The organism is Corynebacterium capitovis DSM 44611, from assembly GCF_030440535.1.
In the GTDB taxonomy this organism is placed as follows: Bacteria; Actinomycetota; Actinomycetes; order Mycobacteriales; family Mycobacteriaceae; genus Corynebacterium; species Corynebacterium capitovis.
On record NZ_CP047117.1, the window covers coordinates 902,377 to 916,662 of the forward strand.

Sequence of the window (14,286 nt, forward strand, 5' to 3'; positions counted from 1 at the left end):
TCGGGGGACGAGATATGGATGTAGAGGGGCACACCGCCCTGGGGGTCGCGGGCGAAAACTACGCCGCGGAGCTGTACCGGGGGAAGGGGTACGAGCTCGTCGGCGCGCGCGTGCGCACCCCGTCGGGGGAGATCGACATCGTTGCGCGCGCGCCTTGTGGCGCTTTGGTGTTCATCGAGGTCAAAACGAGACGCGGGCTCGCCTTCGGGGCGGCGGAGGCTGTGACCTCCGCCAAGCTGAGGAGGATGCGCCGCTGCGCGAGCGAGTGGCTGGCGGCTCACAATGAAGCTGGTTATTCGGAGCTCAGGTTTGATGTCGCGGAAATTCTTTCCGTCGATGGCGGATTGAGCGCTCGCATCTTCGAGGGGGTCGAAGATGGTTCTCGCTAGTATCCAGGCGGCCACGCTGGAGGGGATCAGCGCGTGTCCGGTCACGGTGGAGGCGAATGTAGGTCCGGGATTGCCGGGTGTGCACATGGTCGGGCTGGGGGACGCGGCTGTGAGGGAGTCGCGCGATAGAATCCGCACCGCCGTGGCCAACTCCACGCTGCCGTGGCCCCGGACCAAGATCATGGTCTCGCTGTCACCGGCGCACCTACCCAAATCAGGCTCTCACTTCGATCTTCCTGCGGCTTTGGCTGTCGTGGCCACAACGGACCCGCGGGCCCTGCGGCGGGGTCGAAGCGTCATGGCGCTCGGGGAGCTCGGGCTCGGCGGGCGGCTGCGCCGAGTGGAGGGACTGTTGCCCATGCTGATCGCTGCACCCGACACCGTCGACGCCATCGTGATACCGAAGGAAAACGAGGCGGAGGCAGCCCTTCTCGGCGACGATCGGGTGCACGTCGCCGACACGCTGAGCGACGTATGGAACTGGCTGCTCGGAGAGCGCCGGCTCAGCCACGCGCAGCCACGAAGTGAACCACCCGTAAGGCCGAGCGGGCCGGATTTCGCCGACATCTCCGGCCTTGCCCCGGAGCGCTTCGCCCTAGAGGTGGCAGCTGCGGGAGGACACCACGTCTTGATGGTCGGATCCCCGGGATCGGGGAAATCGATGCTGGCGGAGCGCCTCCCCACCATCCTCCCGCCACTTTCGCTCGCAGAACAAATCGAGGTTGCGTCCATTCACTCGGTCGCCAATTCCTTCGCAGCGGGGCTGACTCCGTGCCGGCCCTTTGTAGCGCCGCACCCGTCGATAAGTAAAGCGGCCTTGATTGGCGGGGGATCGGGGAACCCTCGCCCCGGGGCTGTCACCCTCGCCCACCGAGGGGTGCTCTTCCTTGACGAGGTCTCGGGGATATCGGCTGCGGTGCTCGACGCACTTCGCGGCCCACTCGAGCTGGGCCATGTCAGGATCACCCGCACGCGCAGGGACACCGTCTTTCCCGCCAGCTTTCAACTCATTGCGGCGGCCAACCCCTGCGCGTGCGGCGCTGTTGACGCAATGGCGTGCGCGTGTCGAGCGGCAGAGCGGGCGCGTTACTTGAAGAACCTGTCAGGGCCGCTCCGGGACCGCATCGATATCTCACTCGCCCCTCAATCGTGCGGGGGCGTTGTCAGCGACGGGGACGCTGAACCCTCCGCGGACATCGCCAACCGCGTGGCAGCGGCGAGAGAGCGTGCCTCCTTTCGCTGGGCCCAGGCCGGGCTGCCCGGTGAGCTCAACGCGCATATCGCGGGCCCGGTGGTACGGAGGTCCTACCCGGCGGCGGACGACGCCATGGAGTTGATCGGGGCCTACCTCTCGACGGGCGTGCTCACGCAGCGCGGAGTGGACCGGGTCCTGGCAGTGAGCTGGACCATCGCCGACCTTGAGGGCGCATCGCGCCCCGACCTCGATCACGTCGCGCGCGCCGTCGGGCTTCGGTGCGGGACCCACGAGGGGTCGTTGGTATGAGCACTGTGGAATCCTGGGCATATCTCAGCCGCGTCATTGAGGGGCCAAGCTACCACCTCCAACAGTTGCTGCGCGCCGGGCGTGACGCTGACGAGATCGCGGAGGGAGTGCGCAAACGCAGCAGCTGGCTCGGTGGGCTCGCGCGGGAGACAGAGTCCCGTTTCGCGTGGGAGCGCACAGAGCAGGATCTTCTCGACGCCACCGCGGCCGGGTTTCAGCTTCTCACCCCGGATATGGCGGGATGGCCCTCAACCGAGATGGAACGCTCTTTCGGCACGGGCGTGTCTATGAGCCTGGCGGGCGGGGACACCTTCCGCGACGGGGGAGTGGCTCCTCACGCTTTGTGGGTAGCGGGGTCGACGAACCTGGCGGGCCTGTTCGCGCAGTCGGTGTCGATTGTGGGGACACGCGCGTCCTCAACCTACGGCAACAACGCCACCGCAGACCTCGTTGCTGGGCTCGCCTCCCGCCGCTACACCATTGTGTCCGGCGGGGCGGTGGGTATCGACGCTGTGGCGCATGAGACCGCTCTCACCCACGGCGCCACGACGGTTGTCGTCGCGGCGTGCGGGCCGGGTGTGACCTACCCGCGCCGGCACGAGGAGCTCTTTGCGCGCATCGTGGAGGCTGGTGGCGCCGTGGTCACTGAGTACCCGCCGGGGGTGAGCCCGGACCGGCACCGGTTCCTGACGCGCAATCGTCTCGTGGCTGCCCTGACCCAGGGGTGCGTTGTTGTGGAAGCGGCGTTTCGTTCGGGGGCACTCAACACGCTGAGCTGGGGTAACTACTTCAACCGACACGTCATGGCCGTGCCTGGCCCGATTTTCGGGGCTGGGTCCTTGGGCACGAACTTAGCCATTCGCGACGGCCGGGCAGCAATGGTGCTCAACGCGACGGACGTCCATGACACCCTGTCCGCGCTGGGAGAGGGTAACGGGCTTGATGCTGACGGGCAACGCGAGCTCGACTTCGCCGCAACGTCAGTGCAACGACTCAGCCGTAATGAGTTGCGGGTCTACGACGCGCTGCCGGCAAACCCCTCAGCTGGTCTCGCTGCCGCGGACATCGCGGCAGCCTCGGGCCTGAGCATGGGGTTGAGTGTCCATATTCTTGTAGAGCTGGCTTCGCGAGGGGTGGTGCGGCGGGCTGGAACAAAGTGGCACCGCGTTGAGGAAGATTAATCCCTGGCGCTGGGCGGGGTAGCATCTTTCACATGAGCGGATCCCAGTCGTGCCAGCTTGCTGAGGCCATTGAGGATTTCGCGGAGCACTCCGAATTAGTTGATGGGCGCTCTCCCGCCACGGTGAAGGCGTACCGCTCGGATTTGGTTACGCTCCTTCCCTTCGCGCAGTCATTCGAGCAGCTGACGCTGCCGACCCTACGCGCGTGGTTGTCCGACGCTGTGGGGCGGGGAATGGCAAACTCTACGCTCGCCCGCCGATCCGCGTCGGTTCGGGCGTTCTCCGCCTGGGCGTATAAACAGGGCTATGTGCCCTCCGACCCGGCGGCGCGACTGAAATCTCCCAAAATAAACCGCCCGCTGCCTCAGGTGTTGAGCCAAGCGTCGGCCACGGATCTAGTTGAAGCACAGATCAACGACGAGTCCCACGGGGCCGAGGGAATGCGAGACCGAGCGATGCTTGAGTTGATGTACGCAACCGGCATAAGGGTTGCGGAGCTGAGCGGGTTGAACGTCCGAGATGTCGACTTGGACCGAGGCGTGGTGCAAGTAACGGGAAAGGGCAGCAAGCAGCGAGTCGTCCCTTTTGGGCACGAGGCGGCGCAGGCCATCCGCGCATGGCTAGCCGGCGGTCGTCATGAACTCACCCGCGACCCGGAGGCCTTGTTCGTGGGGTCGCGGGGTCGGCGCATTGACCCGCGACAGGTACGACGCGTCGTGGAGCGGGCTGCAACGCGAACGGGAACCGCAAGGGTGGGCCCTCACGCGCTGCGCCACAGTGCCGCTACCCACATGCTCGAAGGCGGCGCGGACCTGCGCGTTGTTCAAGAGCTGCTGGGGCATTCGAGTTTGCAGACGACCCAGATCTACACGCACGTATCTGCCCAGCGTCTCAAGAATGCGTACAGCCAGGCGCACCCCAGGGCCTAGCGTGCCTAGCGAGCTGCCCCCACCGGCTTGAGGCGGATTGTGGGCGCGGCCAGCAAAGTCAACGGATTGATGTAGGAATCTGGCCCCGTGCGAGCACCCCAGTGCAGACCGTCGTGCTCTGGGGAGTGCCCGAGCATGCCGATGACCTGACCTTCTTCGACTATGGTTCCCGTTTCAACACGCGGGTGAACCGGCTGGTAAGTCGTCCGTATCCCGCCCGGGTGATCGATCGAGACCGCGGGGACTCCGGCAACTGTGCCCGCGAAGGCGACGACTCCCGGGCCGCTAGATCGCACCTCCGCTCCCGGCTCCATGCCTAAATCGACACCACGATGACCGGGCAGCCAGTTCTGTCGGGGTATCTCTGCGCTCTTTGTGACGTGCCGCGCGGACGGTGCGCCAGTCGTCGGGTCGACCCAGGCATGCGCGCTGGGGGCGGTGGTCACACATACAACGGCAGCCGCGGCCAGTGCTCTGAGAACTCGCATGCCGCCCGTTGTAATGGATGGACCGGCCACGTGGCCGTCAAAAAGCAAGGGCCTTGTGGATAAACCCGGGTATGTGGATACTCCCGAGGTCTGATTAGCGAAACGCCCCAGCGCCGACTACACTTTACCCGGCAGTCTTATGACTGACTTCGCGCGCCGAGAAAACCCAGCTCAGCAACGGTCCCCGCTCTACGCGGCGGGGTGCGGAGCTGGCCCGGTGCCAGGGCGCGGGATAAAACCCCGCGCAGTACCACATCAACCGAACTACTTCTCCGAAGGAGATACTTCCCATGGCAGTTGTTACCATGCGCGAACTCCTCGACGCGGGTGTGCACTTTGGCCACCAGACGCGTCGCTGGAACCCCAAGATGCGTCGTTTCATCTTCACCGACCGCAACGGCATCTACATCATCGATCTGCAGCAGACGCTGACCTACATCGACGAAGCTTATGAATTCGTGAAAGAGACGGTTGCGCACGGCGGCACCGTCCTCTTTGTCGGTACGAAGAAGCAGGCCCAGGAGCCAATCCAGGAAGAGGCCGAGCGGGTCGGGATGCCGTACGTGACCCACCGCTGGCTGGGTGGCATGCTGACGAACTTCCAGACCGTTTCCAAGCGCATCGCCCGCATGAAAGAGCTGCAGGCCATGGACGCGGCCGAGGACGGTTACGCAGGCCGCGGCAAGAAGGAAGTTCTGATGCTCACCCGCGAGCGCATCAAGCTGGAACGCGTTCTCGGCGGTATCTCCGACATGACCAAGGCCCCGTCGGCACTCTGGATCGTGGACACGAACAAGGAACACATCGCTGTTGCCGAGGCGCAGAAGCTGCGCATTCCGGTGGTCGCCATCCTTGATACGAACTGCGACCCGGACGTGGTCGATTACCCAATCCCGGGCAACGACGACGCCATTCGCGCAGTCAAGCTGCTAACCCACATCGTGGGCGAGGCGATCGTGGCCGGCAAGCAGCAGCGCGAAGAGCGTCAGCTCGCTGCCGCTCGTGAGGCCGCTGGGGACAGCGCCGCCCCTCAGGAGTCTGCCCAGGCCACTGAGACCACTGAGAGCACTGAGGCCCTCGAGGCCCCCGCAGCCGCTGAAGCTGAGGGGTCCGTCGAGACCGCTGCAGCGGAAGCTCCCCAGGCTTAGTCTTTCTCCGCCCGCGTCATGTTCAGCTTTGGCCATCGTCGGCCGCGAACAGGCGCGGGCTTCGTGCTGTAGCCGGGCATGCCGGACCACCGGCCGTCCGCTACTGTTGTAAACCGTTCAAGAGAGTCGGCCCCGAAAAATAGGGGGCTGCTACGTTCCGACACGAGGAGGATCGCCCCTTATGGCGAACTACACCGCTGCAGACGTAAAGAAGCTGCGCGAAACCACTGGTTCCGGCATGCTCGACTGCAAAAAGGCGCTGGAAGAAACCGACGGTGACTTCGAGAAGGCCGTTGAGATCCTTCGTATCAAGGGTGCCAAGGACGTGGGCAAGCGCGCCGAGCGCAACGCTCTGGAGGGCTTGATCGCCGTCTCCGGCAACACCATCGTGGAGATCAACTCCGAGACCGATTTCGTGGCTAAGAACCAGGAGTTTAAGGACGTTGCGGATCAGATCGCTGCTGCGGCAGCCGCAGCTCGGGCGAACTCCCCGGAAGAGTTGGCTAACGCCGACGTCAACGGTGAGACCGCGCACGACGTCCTCGAGCGTCTTTCCGCCAAGATTGGGGAGAAGCTCGAGCTGCGCCGTGCCGCGACTCTTGAGGGTGAGAACCTGGCGCACTACCTGCACCAGCGTTCTGCCGACCTGCCGCCGGCTGTCGGTGTCTTGGTGGCCTACACCGGTGACAACGCCGATGCTGCGCACCAGGTTGCTCTTCAGATCGCCGCGATGAAGGCTCGGTACCTTCGCCAGGAGGATATCCCGGCTGAGGTAATCGAGAAGGAGCGCGCGGTGCAGGAGGAAATCACCCGCAACGAGGGCAAGCCGGAAGCGGCGATCAGCAAGATCGTTGAGGGGCGCATGGGAGGCTTCTTTAAAGACGTTGTCCTCTTGGATCAGCCCTCGCTCGCCGACTCCAAGAAGACGGTCAAGCAGTTTGCCGATGAAAACGGCATTGAGGTCACCGCCTTCGCCCGCTTCGAGGTCGGCCAGGCCTAAGGACCGTAAACGAACGCCCCGCCCTGAGAGGTGCGGGGCGTTTTCCGCGCCTCGCTATGATTTCCCTTGAATGTATCTTGAGGCGTATTCCCGAGGTATAGCGCCAAAGAATGCCATATGTATTACTGAGGAAAAGGAGACCTGCTCGTGGCTGAAGTGCCAGCAACCCCGCCCGCTGCCCAGACGGAGGAGCGACCTGGGACCGGTGCGTATAAGCGCGTCATGCTCAAACTCGGGGGAGAGATGTTCGGCGGCGGAAACGTCGGGATCGACCCCGATGTAGTCGACAGCGTGGCAACCCAGATCGCTGAGGTGGCTCGGTCGGGTACGGAGGTTGCGGTTGTCATCGGCGGCGGCAACTTCTTCCGCGGCGCGGAACTCCAGCAGCGCGGAATGGATCGGGCGCGTTCCGACTACATGGGCATGCTAGGCACTGTCATGAACTGTCTCGCCCTGCAGGACTTCCTGCAGCAGAAGGGAGTCGATTGCCGGGTGCAGACGGCTATCAACATGGCCCAAATCGCTGAGCCCTATCTGCCTCTGCGGGCCTCTCGCCACCTCGAAAAGGGCAGGGTGGTCATTTTCGGAGCGGGCATGGGCATGCCCTACTTCTCGACCGATACGACGGCAGCTCAGCGGGCCCTGGAAATCGGTTGCGATGTCCTCCTGATGGCCAAGGCAGTAGACGGCGTGTACGACGCCGACCCCCGGTCAAACCCCGACGCGCGCTTGTTCGCAGAGGTAACACCGCGCGAGGTGATCGAGAAAGGTTTGAAGGTCGCAGACGCCACCGCCTTTTCCCTGTGCATGGACAACAACATGCCGATCCTCGTGTTCAATCTCCTGAAAGAGGGCAACATCGCGCGCGCTGTGGCCGGGGAGAGCATCGGCACACTCGTGCGCTAGCCGCCTGAAACCGCCCTGGTAAATTGGACCCGTTCCCGAAAGCGAAGTGAGGACCCCCATGATCGATGACGTACTTTTGGACGCCGAGGAGCGCATGAGCAACTCCGTCGACCACACCCGCGACGAGCTGGTGACTATCCGCACGGGCCGGGCCAATCCCGCCATGTTCAACGGCGTGATCGCAGAGTTCTACGGAGCGCCCACGCCGATCACCCAGATGGCCACAATTTCCGTACCGGAACCGCGCATGCTCCTGGTCAAGCCTTACGACATGTCGACGCTGAGGGAGATTGAGAACGCAATCCGGAACTCGGATCTGGGCGTCAACCCCACGGACGACGGTCAGGTCATCCGCGTGACTATCCCGCAGCTCACGGAAGAGCGCCGTCGCGATTTGGTGAAACAGGCGAAGCAAAAAGGTGAAGAGGGCAAGATCGCCATTCGCAACGTGCGCCGCCAGGGGATGGAGTCCCTGAAGAAGATCCAGAAGAACGGCGACGCGGGAGAAGACGAAGTCACCACAGCGGAAAAGGCACTGGATAAGACAACGGCCCAGTACGTCGCCCAGGTAGACGAGCTCGTTTCGCGCAAAGAAGCGGAATTGATGGAGGTCTAACCTCCCTAACGGCCACGCCCAGAAAGAGCAACCGGTGACAACCTTTCCCAAGCCTCGGAACAAGGCGGGGCGAAACCTCCCCCAAGCAATCGCGACGGGTGTGACGCTCGGCGCGCTGGTGCTTCTCGCCGCCTGGGTGGGTCCCCGCGCCTGGTATCCGCTTGTGGCGGCCGCGGTGGCGTTGGCGATGTGGGAGGTGCTCACCCGCTTGCGTGAGGCCGGGTATCGGCAACCCCGCACCCTGCTCATCATTCTCGGGCAGGCTATGTTATGGGCCTCGTCCCGGTTCGGGGTCACGGGTTTGGTGTCGGGGTTTTCCCTCAGCGTGCTCTTCCTCATGTTTAACCGGCTGTTTCACAACGGCCGGCACGAGAAACCGGAAAACTACCTGCGGGACACCGCCGTGGGCATCTTTGTCCTCTCGTGGATCCCGCTTTTCGGTTCTTTCGCCGCCATGATCTCTCTTGTCGACGGCGACAGGGACAGCGGGTTGTTCATCCTCACCTTCGCTCTCGGGGTGGTCGCGTCTGACATCGGTGGGTACGTCAGCGGCGTCATGTTCGGCTCCCACCCGATGGCCCCCGCGGTCAGCCCGAACAAAAGCTGGGAAGGGTTCGCGGGGTCCGTTCTTCTGGGCGTGACTGCGGAGGTGGTCGTCGTCGTTTTTCTTCTCGACGGCCCCTGGTGGTGGGGGGTCCTTCTTGGGGTCGCGCTCGTTGTCTGTGCAACGATGGGCGACCTGGTGGAGAGCCAGTTCAAGCGGGAGCTCGGCATCAAGGACATGTCTGGGCTCCTGCCAGGTCACGGGGGTTTGATGGATCGCTTGGACGGGTTGCTCCCAGCCGCGGCATCGACGTGGCTCGTGCTGACGGTGATAACTGTTGTCTCGGATTTGTAGGGATTCGCCCACGGCGCGGTGACGTGCAAAGATGGGGAACGACATGAACGATTTTCCCCACATCCAGCTGCTTGCGCCGAAGCGCGGTATGCCGCCGCGGCACTTTGCTGACCTATCCGTTACCGAACGCGTTGAGGCGTTGGGCCAGCTAGGCTTGCCCAAGTTTCGCGCCAACCAAATCGCGCGACACTACTACGGCAAGTTCGAAGCCAACCCGCTCACGATGACCGACCTGCCCGCCGCTCAGCGCGAGCTGGTGAAAGACTCGATTTTCCCCACGCTGCTTTCTCCCGTGCGCGCGGTAGAGACCGACGAGGGCGATACCACGAAGACGCTGTGGCGTCTCCACGACGGCATCTTGCTTGAGTCCGTCCTCATGCGTTACCCGGGTCGGGCAACCTTGTGTATTTCCTCTCAGGCGGGGTGCGGTATGGCGTGCCCGTTCTGCGCGACCGGGCAGGGCGGGCTAGACCGAAACCTTTCGACGGCAGAGATCGTTGACCAAGTTCGGGAAGCGGCGTCGACGATGGAGCGCGAGGGTTCCCGTCTCAGCAACGTGGTGTTTATGGGGATGGGGGAGCCGCTGGCGAACTACAACCGCGTCGTCTCGGCAGTTCGCCAGATTACAAACCCGGCGCCGGACGGGTTTGGGATCTCCCAACGCAACGTGACTGTCTCGACGGTCGGGCTCGCTCCCCAGATCCGCAGGCTCGCGGATGAGGACCTCTCGTGTACCCTCGCCGTGTCCCTGCACACTCCGGACGACGAGTTTCGCGACGAGCTTGTCCCTATGAATAACCGCTTCCCCGTGGCCGACGTGTTGGACGCGGCGCGCTACTACGCCGATCGAACCGGTCGGCGAGTGTCCATTGAGTATGCCTTGATCCGGGACATCAACGATCAGGATTTCCGCGCCGACATGCTGGGCAAGAAGCTTCACGACGCCCTGGGGTCCCTCGTTCACGTCAACTTGATTCCCTTGAATCCGACCCCTGGGTCGAAGTGGGACGCGTCGCCGCGTGCTCGCCAGGATGAGTTTGTGCGCCGTGTCCGGGCACAAGGAGTCACGTGCACCGTGCGTGATACAAAAGGGCAAGAAATTGCCGCCGCCTGCGGTCAGCTGGCGGCGGACGAGCGAGAGGGCGCTTAACCCCTTAAGTGGGAAACGCGCTGGGGGTCGATGTTGAGCGCACGCAGCGAACGCTCATCAAGGTCGGCGTAAGCGCCGGAAAGAGTGGCCTGGTCGTAGGCCCAGTCCGGCTCTTGGTGGCCCGTCGGCTTGTTGTGGGCGGTCACGGTGCGCACCTGGTTCAGCTTGGGGCGCACGGCGAAAAGGATCAGGCCGAGGGCGATGAGGACCGCAAGGGCAACCAGCCAAATCGTTTCCACGTGGCCACGGTGATTACCGAAGTTGTACGCCACGAGGATAAGAACTGAGATCCACCCGGCGATGTGGATTGCGCCCGGGGTGAGCTCGCTCCAGCCGAACTTGGCGGAGGGAACGTCAGCCTCCGAGACCCCGTTGTACACCTGGGGTGCCTTGTTGCCCTGAGCCGATTGCGCCACTGCAGTCTCCTTAGAAAAGGCCGATCGAACCGATATCTCCGACCATCTTCCCACACCAGCCCGGGGGCGTGTGATCCACTACCCCCAAAATAATCACCCCTTTCTGTAAGGCACAATGGCCGAGTGAGAAACGTACTGATTCTGGGGTCGACGGGTTCGATAGGCACCCAGGCCCTCGATGTCGTTGCGGCCAACCCCGGTTCATTCCGGGTTGTAGGCATCGCCGCCGGTGGCAGTGACCCAGCCGCCGTCGTAAAGCAGGCGCGTGTCCTTGGGCTTGGCCCGGGGCAAGTGTCCGTCTCCCGCAAGGCTGCGGCGGCCCAGGTATCCGATGCACTCGGCGGATCGGTTCTGCGTGATCCTGTGGACCTGGTGCGAGCCCAACCGGCAGACACGGTGCTCAACGCGCTTGTTGGCTCGCTTGGTTTGGCCTCAACGTTGGCCGTGCTAGAGACGGGTGCGACGCTGGCCCTGGCCAACAAGGAATCGCTAGTGGCGGGCGGGCGCCTGGTAACGCAGCGGGCCGCGGAGGGCCAAATTGTCCCGGTGGACTCGGAGCATTCCGCAATCGCTCAATGTCTTCGCTCCGGTGCGCGCGGTGAGGTGGCCCGCCTCGTGTTGACTGCTTCCGGTGGGCCTTTCCGAGGCCGTCGCCGCGAGGATCTATGGGACGTGACGCCCGAGCAAGCCGCGGCCCACCCCACGTGGTCGATGGGGCAGATGAACACGCTCAACTCAGCCACGCTGGTCAACAAAGGTCTGGAGCTCATCGAGGCCGTCCTGCTGTTCGACGTTGCACCCTCGCTTATCGACGTCACCGTGCACCCCCAGTCCATCGTTCATTCGATGGTGACATTTTCCGACGGGGCGACGATCGCCCAGGCCTCGCCGCCTTCCATGGCTCTCCCTATCGCACACGCGCTTGCGTGGCCCCACCGAGTGAGCGGCGCACAGCCTGCCCTCGATTTTTCGCAGTGCTTCGACTGGCATTTTGAGCCGCTAGACGACAAGGCGTTCCCCGCAGTCACGCTGGCCCGCGCTGCCGCAGAGACCGGGGGGCTCGCCCCGGCCGTCTATAACGCGGCCAACGAGGAGGCCGCCGCGGCCTTTATCGCTAACGGCCTTGCGTTCCCGCGCATTGTTGATGCGGTTTTCGAGGTGCTGGCTAAGGTCGGGACCTCGGCCCACCCCGAGTCGTTCGAGCAGGTCGTCGCCGTAGAAGACGAAGCTCGGTCAGAGGCCCGACGCCTGGTCAGAAAGTGGGGACGCTAGTGGCGGCCGTGGGCGTCCTCCTGTTCGCGTTAGGCATCGCCGCGACTATTGCCCTGCACGAGGCCGGACACATGATTGCCGCTCGGTCCTGCGGGATGCATGTGCGCCGGTTCTTCGTCGGTTTCGGGCCCCCCATTTGGCAGTTGCGACGGGGAGGGACCACCTACGGCGTGGCTGCGCTGCCCTTTGGCGGGTTCTGCGATATCGCGGGCATGACCCCGCAGGATCCGCTCACTGCGGAGGAACGCCCGCGCGCGATGTACCGCAAACCGTGGTGGCAGCGCGTGATCGTCATGGTGGCCGGTGTGGTTGTCAATCTTTTCCTCGGTTTCATGATCATCTACTGCACGGCGGCGACAGCTGCGGTACCCAACCCCTACGCCGATTTCACCCCCACGGTCGGCAAGGTTTCGTGCACGTCGGATCAGGTCGATCACGACACGCTCTCGCCCTGCGAGGGGACCGGGCCCGCCGGTAAGGCCGGGATTATGTCGGGCGATCGCATTCTTGCTGTCGACGGGCACCCCGTCCGAGCGTTCACCGAGATCCGCGCGTACGTCCAGGAACGCCCCGGGGCCACGATTGCGTTAAAGGTGGAACGCGATGGGGCCGAGATCGATGTCCCCGTCGTCGTAGATACGGTCGTGCGCCTCGATCCCTCCGGGCAGCGCTACGAGGCGGGAGCGATCGGAGTCTCAAGTCGTCCCGTCGCTGACGCGACAAAGAGATTCGGCCCCCTCGAGGCAGTTCCTGCTTCCCTGCGCCTGTCCGCGCAGATGCTGGGGTCCACGGTCGAAGGCATCGCCTCGTTCCCCGCGAAGATTCCGGGTGTTGTCGCCTCCGTCTTTGGCGCTCAGCGAGATGAGGCGGGGCCGGTGAGCGTGATCGGGGCGTCGCGCGCAGGCGGAGAGTTGGCTGAGCGCAACATGTGGGTGGCGTTCTGGATGATGCTCGCATCCCTCAACTTCTTCCTCGCTTTGTTCAATCTGGTGCCTCTGCCCCCTCTCGATGGCGGACACATTGCTGTCATCGTGTACGAGAAGCTGCGCGATGGTGTCCGCCGCGCCCGGGGCCTCGCGCCGGGAGGTGCGGTGGACTATCGCAGGCTAATGCCACTGACCTACGCATTGGCGGCGGCGCTGCTCATCGTGGGCGCCATCGTGATGGTTGCAGACGTGGTTAACCCGGTCAGAGTGTTCGGGTAGCGGTGCTAAGGTGTGAGGCTATGAACCAGCCGATCGCTCTCGGGCTCCCCGACGGCCCGCCGCCCACACTCGCGCCCCGGCGCAAGACCCGCCAGTTGATGGTCGGGGGAGTGGGCGTTGGCTCGGAACACCCGATCTCGGTCCAGTCGATGACGACGACCAAGACCCACGACATCAACTCGACGCTGCAGCAGATCGCGCAGTTGACAACGGCGGGATGTGACATCGTCCGAGTGGCATGCCCGAAGACGGTCGATGCCGAAGCGCTGCCCGCCATCGCGGCGAAGTCCCCGATCCCGGTGATCGCGGATATCCACTTTCAGCCGAAGTACATCTTCGCCGCGATCGAAGCTGGGTGCGCTGCCGTGCGCGTGAATCCCGGCAACATTAAAGAGTTCGACGGCCGCGTCAAAGAGGTGGCCAAGGCTGCCAGTGACGCCGGCATCCCGATCCGCATTGGCGTCAATGGCGGATCGCTGGACAAGCGATTGTTGGAGAAGTACGGGAAGGCGACCCCAGAGGCGCTGGTGGAATCCGCGGTCTACGAGGCCGGCCTGTTCGAGGAGCACGGTTTCGGCGACATCGCAATTTCCGTTAAGCACTCGGACCCCGTGCTCATGGTCGAAGCGTACCGGCAGCTCGCCGAGGTAACGGACTACCCGCTGCACCTCGGCGTGACCGAGGCCGGGCCGAAGTTCATGGGCACGATTAAGTCTTCGGTCGCCTTCGGGGCGCTGCTGTCGCAGGGCATCGGCGACACCATTCGGGTTTCCCTGTCGGCGGACCCCGTTGAAGAGATCAAGGTCGGCGACCAAATCCTGCAGTCGCTGAACTTGCGGCCCCGCAAGCTCGAGATCGTGTCGTGCCCCTCCTGTGGACGTGCTCAGGTGGACGTGTACAAGCTGGCGGAGGAAGTGACGGCTGGCTTGGAAGGCATGGAGTTCCCCCTGCGCGTCGCCGTGATGGGTTGCGTCGTCAACGGCCCCGGTGAAGCGCGTGACGCGGACCTGGGAGTCGCATCCGGTAACGGCAAGGGACAGATCTTTGTCAAGGGTGAGGTGGTCGACACCGTGCCCGAGTCGAAGATCGTCGAAACGCTGATTGCTCACGCGCTGCGCATCGCCGAGGAGGAGGGCTTGGAGGAAATCGCGGGGGCGAAAGCTGACGTCAAAGTGACGATTTAG

The 14,286-nt window shown here is 64.0% G+C and carries 15 protein-coding genes; 13 read left to right on the top strand and 2 right to left on the bottom strand.

What is annotated here, in order from left to right; all coding sequences use genetic code 11:
* Nucleotides 1-14 precede the first annotated feature (14 nt).
* The 4 genes from CAPI_RS04420 to xerA are packed head-to-tail and all read left to right on the top strand — an operon-like array spanning nucleotide 15 to nucleotide 4,003.
* Complete coding sequence (locus CAPI_RS04420; RefSeq protein ID WP_018016837.1) at nucleotides 15-389, top strand: YraN family protein; 375 nt, start codon at nucleotides 15-17, stop codon at nucleotides 387-389.
* Nucleotides 376-1,893 (top strand): YifB family Mg chelatase-like AAA ATPase, encoded by a 1,518-nt coding sequence (locus CAPI_RS04425; protein WP_018016838.1) that lies wholly within the window; start codon nucleotides 376-378, stop codon nucleotides 1,891-1,893. Before CAPI_RS04420 ends, CAPI_RS04425 begins: the two co-directional genes overlap by 14 nt.
* A complete protein-coding gene (locus tag CAPI_RS04430; protein ID WP_018016839.1) occupies nucleotides 1,890-3,074 on the top strand; it encodes a DNA-processing protein DprA in 1,185 nt (394 codons plus the stop codon). The genes CAPI_RS04425 and CAPI_RS04430 overlap by 4 nt, the downstream gene beginning before the upstream one ends.
* A 32-nt stretch (nucleotides 3,075-3,106) precedes the next feature.
* Nucleotides 3,107-4,003, top strand: coding sequence for a site-specific tyrosine recombinase/integron integrase (gene xerA, locus CAPI_RS04435; protein WP_018016840.1), 897 nt, complete (start codon nucleotides 3,107-3,109; stop codon nucleotides 4,001-4,003).
* 5 nt (nucleotides 4,004-4,008) lie between these two features.
* Here xerA and CAPI_RS04440 read toward each other — a convergent pair whose 3' ends face one another.
* Nucleotides 4,009-4,491, bottom strand: coding sequence for a M23 family metallopeptidase (locus CAPI_RS04440; protein ID WP_026157024.1), 483 nt, complete (start codon nucleotides 4,489-4,491; stop codon nucleotides 4,009-4,011).
* A 290-nt stretch (nucleotides 4,492-4,781) separates the two neighbouring features.
* On the opposite strand from CAPI_RS04440, the gene rpsB reads away from it, so the two are divergent.
* From rpsB to rlmN, 6 genes are all read left to right on the top strand, one after another.
* Nucleotides 4,782-5,639 carry a 30S ribosomal protein S2 gene (rpsB, locus tag CAPI_RS04445; RefSeq protein ID WP_018016842.1) on the top strand — a complete coding sequence of 286 codons (858 nt, stop codon included), beginning with the start codon at nucleotides 4,782-4,784 and terminating at the stop codon, nucleotides 5,637-5,639.
* Nucleotides 5,640-5,820: 181 nt separating this feature from the next.
* On the top strand, nucleotides 5,821-6,639 hold the full coding sequence (gene tsf / locus CAPI_RS04450) for a translation elongation factor Ts (RefSeq protein WP_018016843.1): 819 nt from the start codon (nucleotides 5,821-5,823) through the stop codon (nucleotides 6,637-6,639).
* A gap of 222 nt (nucleotides 6,640-6,861) precedes the next feature.
* Nucleotides 6,862-7,545: a UMP kinase gene (gene pyrH, locus CAPI_RS04455; protein ID WP_051059697.1), complete on the top strand. Its 684-nt coding sequence runs from the start codon at nucleotides 6,862-6,864 to the stop codon at nucleotides 7,543-7,545.
* A 58-nt stretch (nucleotides 7,546-7,603) separates the two neighbouring features.
* On the top strand, nucleotides 7,604-8,161 hold the full coding sequence (frr, locus tag CAPI_RS04460) for a ribosome recycling factor (RefSeq protein WP_018016845.1): 558 nt from the start codon (nucleotides 7,604-7,606) through the stop codon (nucleotides 8,159-8,161).
* Between the two features lie 34 nt (nucleotides 8,162-8,195).
* Nucleotides 8,196-9,059, top strand: a complete 864-nt coding sequence (locus CAPI_RS04465; RefSeq protein ID WP_018016846.1) for a phosphatidate cytidylyltransferase — start codon at nucleotides 8,196-8,198, stop codon at nucleotides 9,057-9,059.
* A gap of 43 nt (nucleotides 9,060-9,102) precedes the next feature.
* Complete coding sequence (rlmN, locus tag CAPI_RS04470; protein WP_018016847.1) at nucleotides 9,103-10,209, top strand: dual-specificity RNA methyltransferase RlmN; 1,107 nt, start codon at nucleotides 9,103-9,105, stop codon at nucleotides 10,207-10,209.
* Here rlmN and CAPI_RS04475 read toward each other — a convergent pair.
* Nucleotides 10,206-10,625 (bottom strand): DUF2631 domain-containing protein, encoded by a 420-nt coding sequence (locus tag CAPI_RS04475; RefSeq protein WP_018016848.1) that lies wholly within the window; start codon nucleotides 10,623-10,625, stop codon nucleotides 10,206-10,208. The genes rlmN and CAPI_RS04475 overlap by 4 nt on opposite strands.
* Before the next feature lie 123 nt (nucleotides 10,626-10,748).
* Here CAPI_RS04475 and dxr point away from each other — a divergent pair, with 123 nt between their 5' ends.
* From dxr to ispG, 3 genes are read left to right on the top strand one after another with little or no spacing between them, the layout of a single operon-like run.
* A complete protein-coding gene (gene dxr / locus CAPI_RS04480; RefSeq protein ID WP_018016849.1) occupies nucleotides 10,749-11,897 on the top strand; it encodes a 1-deoxy-D-xylulose-5-phosphate reductoisomerase in 1,149 nt (382 codons plus the stop codon).
* Entirely contained in the window at nucleotides 11,897-13,102 is a 1,206-nt protein-coding gene (locus CAPI_RS04485) for a M50 family metallopeptidase (protein ID WP_018016850.1), read from the top strand. The genes dxr and CAPI_RS04485 overlap by 1 nt, the downstream gene beginning before the upstream one ends.
* Nucleotides 13,103-13,122: 20 nt before the next feature.
* Nucleotides 13,123-14,286 carry a flavodoxin-dependent (E)-4-hydroxy-3-methylbut-2-enyl-diphosphate synthase gene (gene ispG, locus CAPI_RS04490; RefSeq protein ID WP_018016851.1) on the top strand — a complete coding sequence of 388 codons (1,164 nt, stop codon included), beginning with the start codon at nucleotides 13,123-13,125 and terminating at the stop codon, nucleotides 14,284-14,286.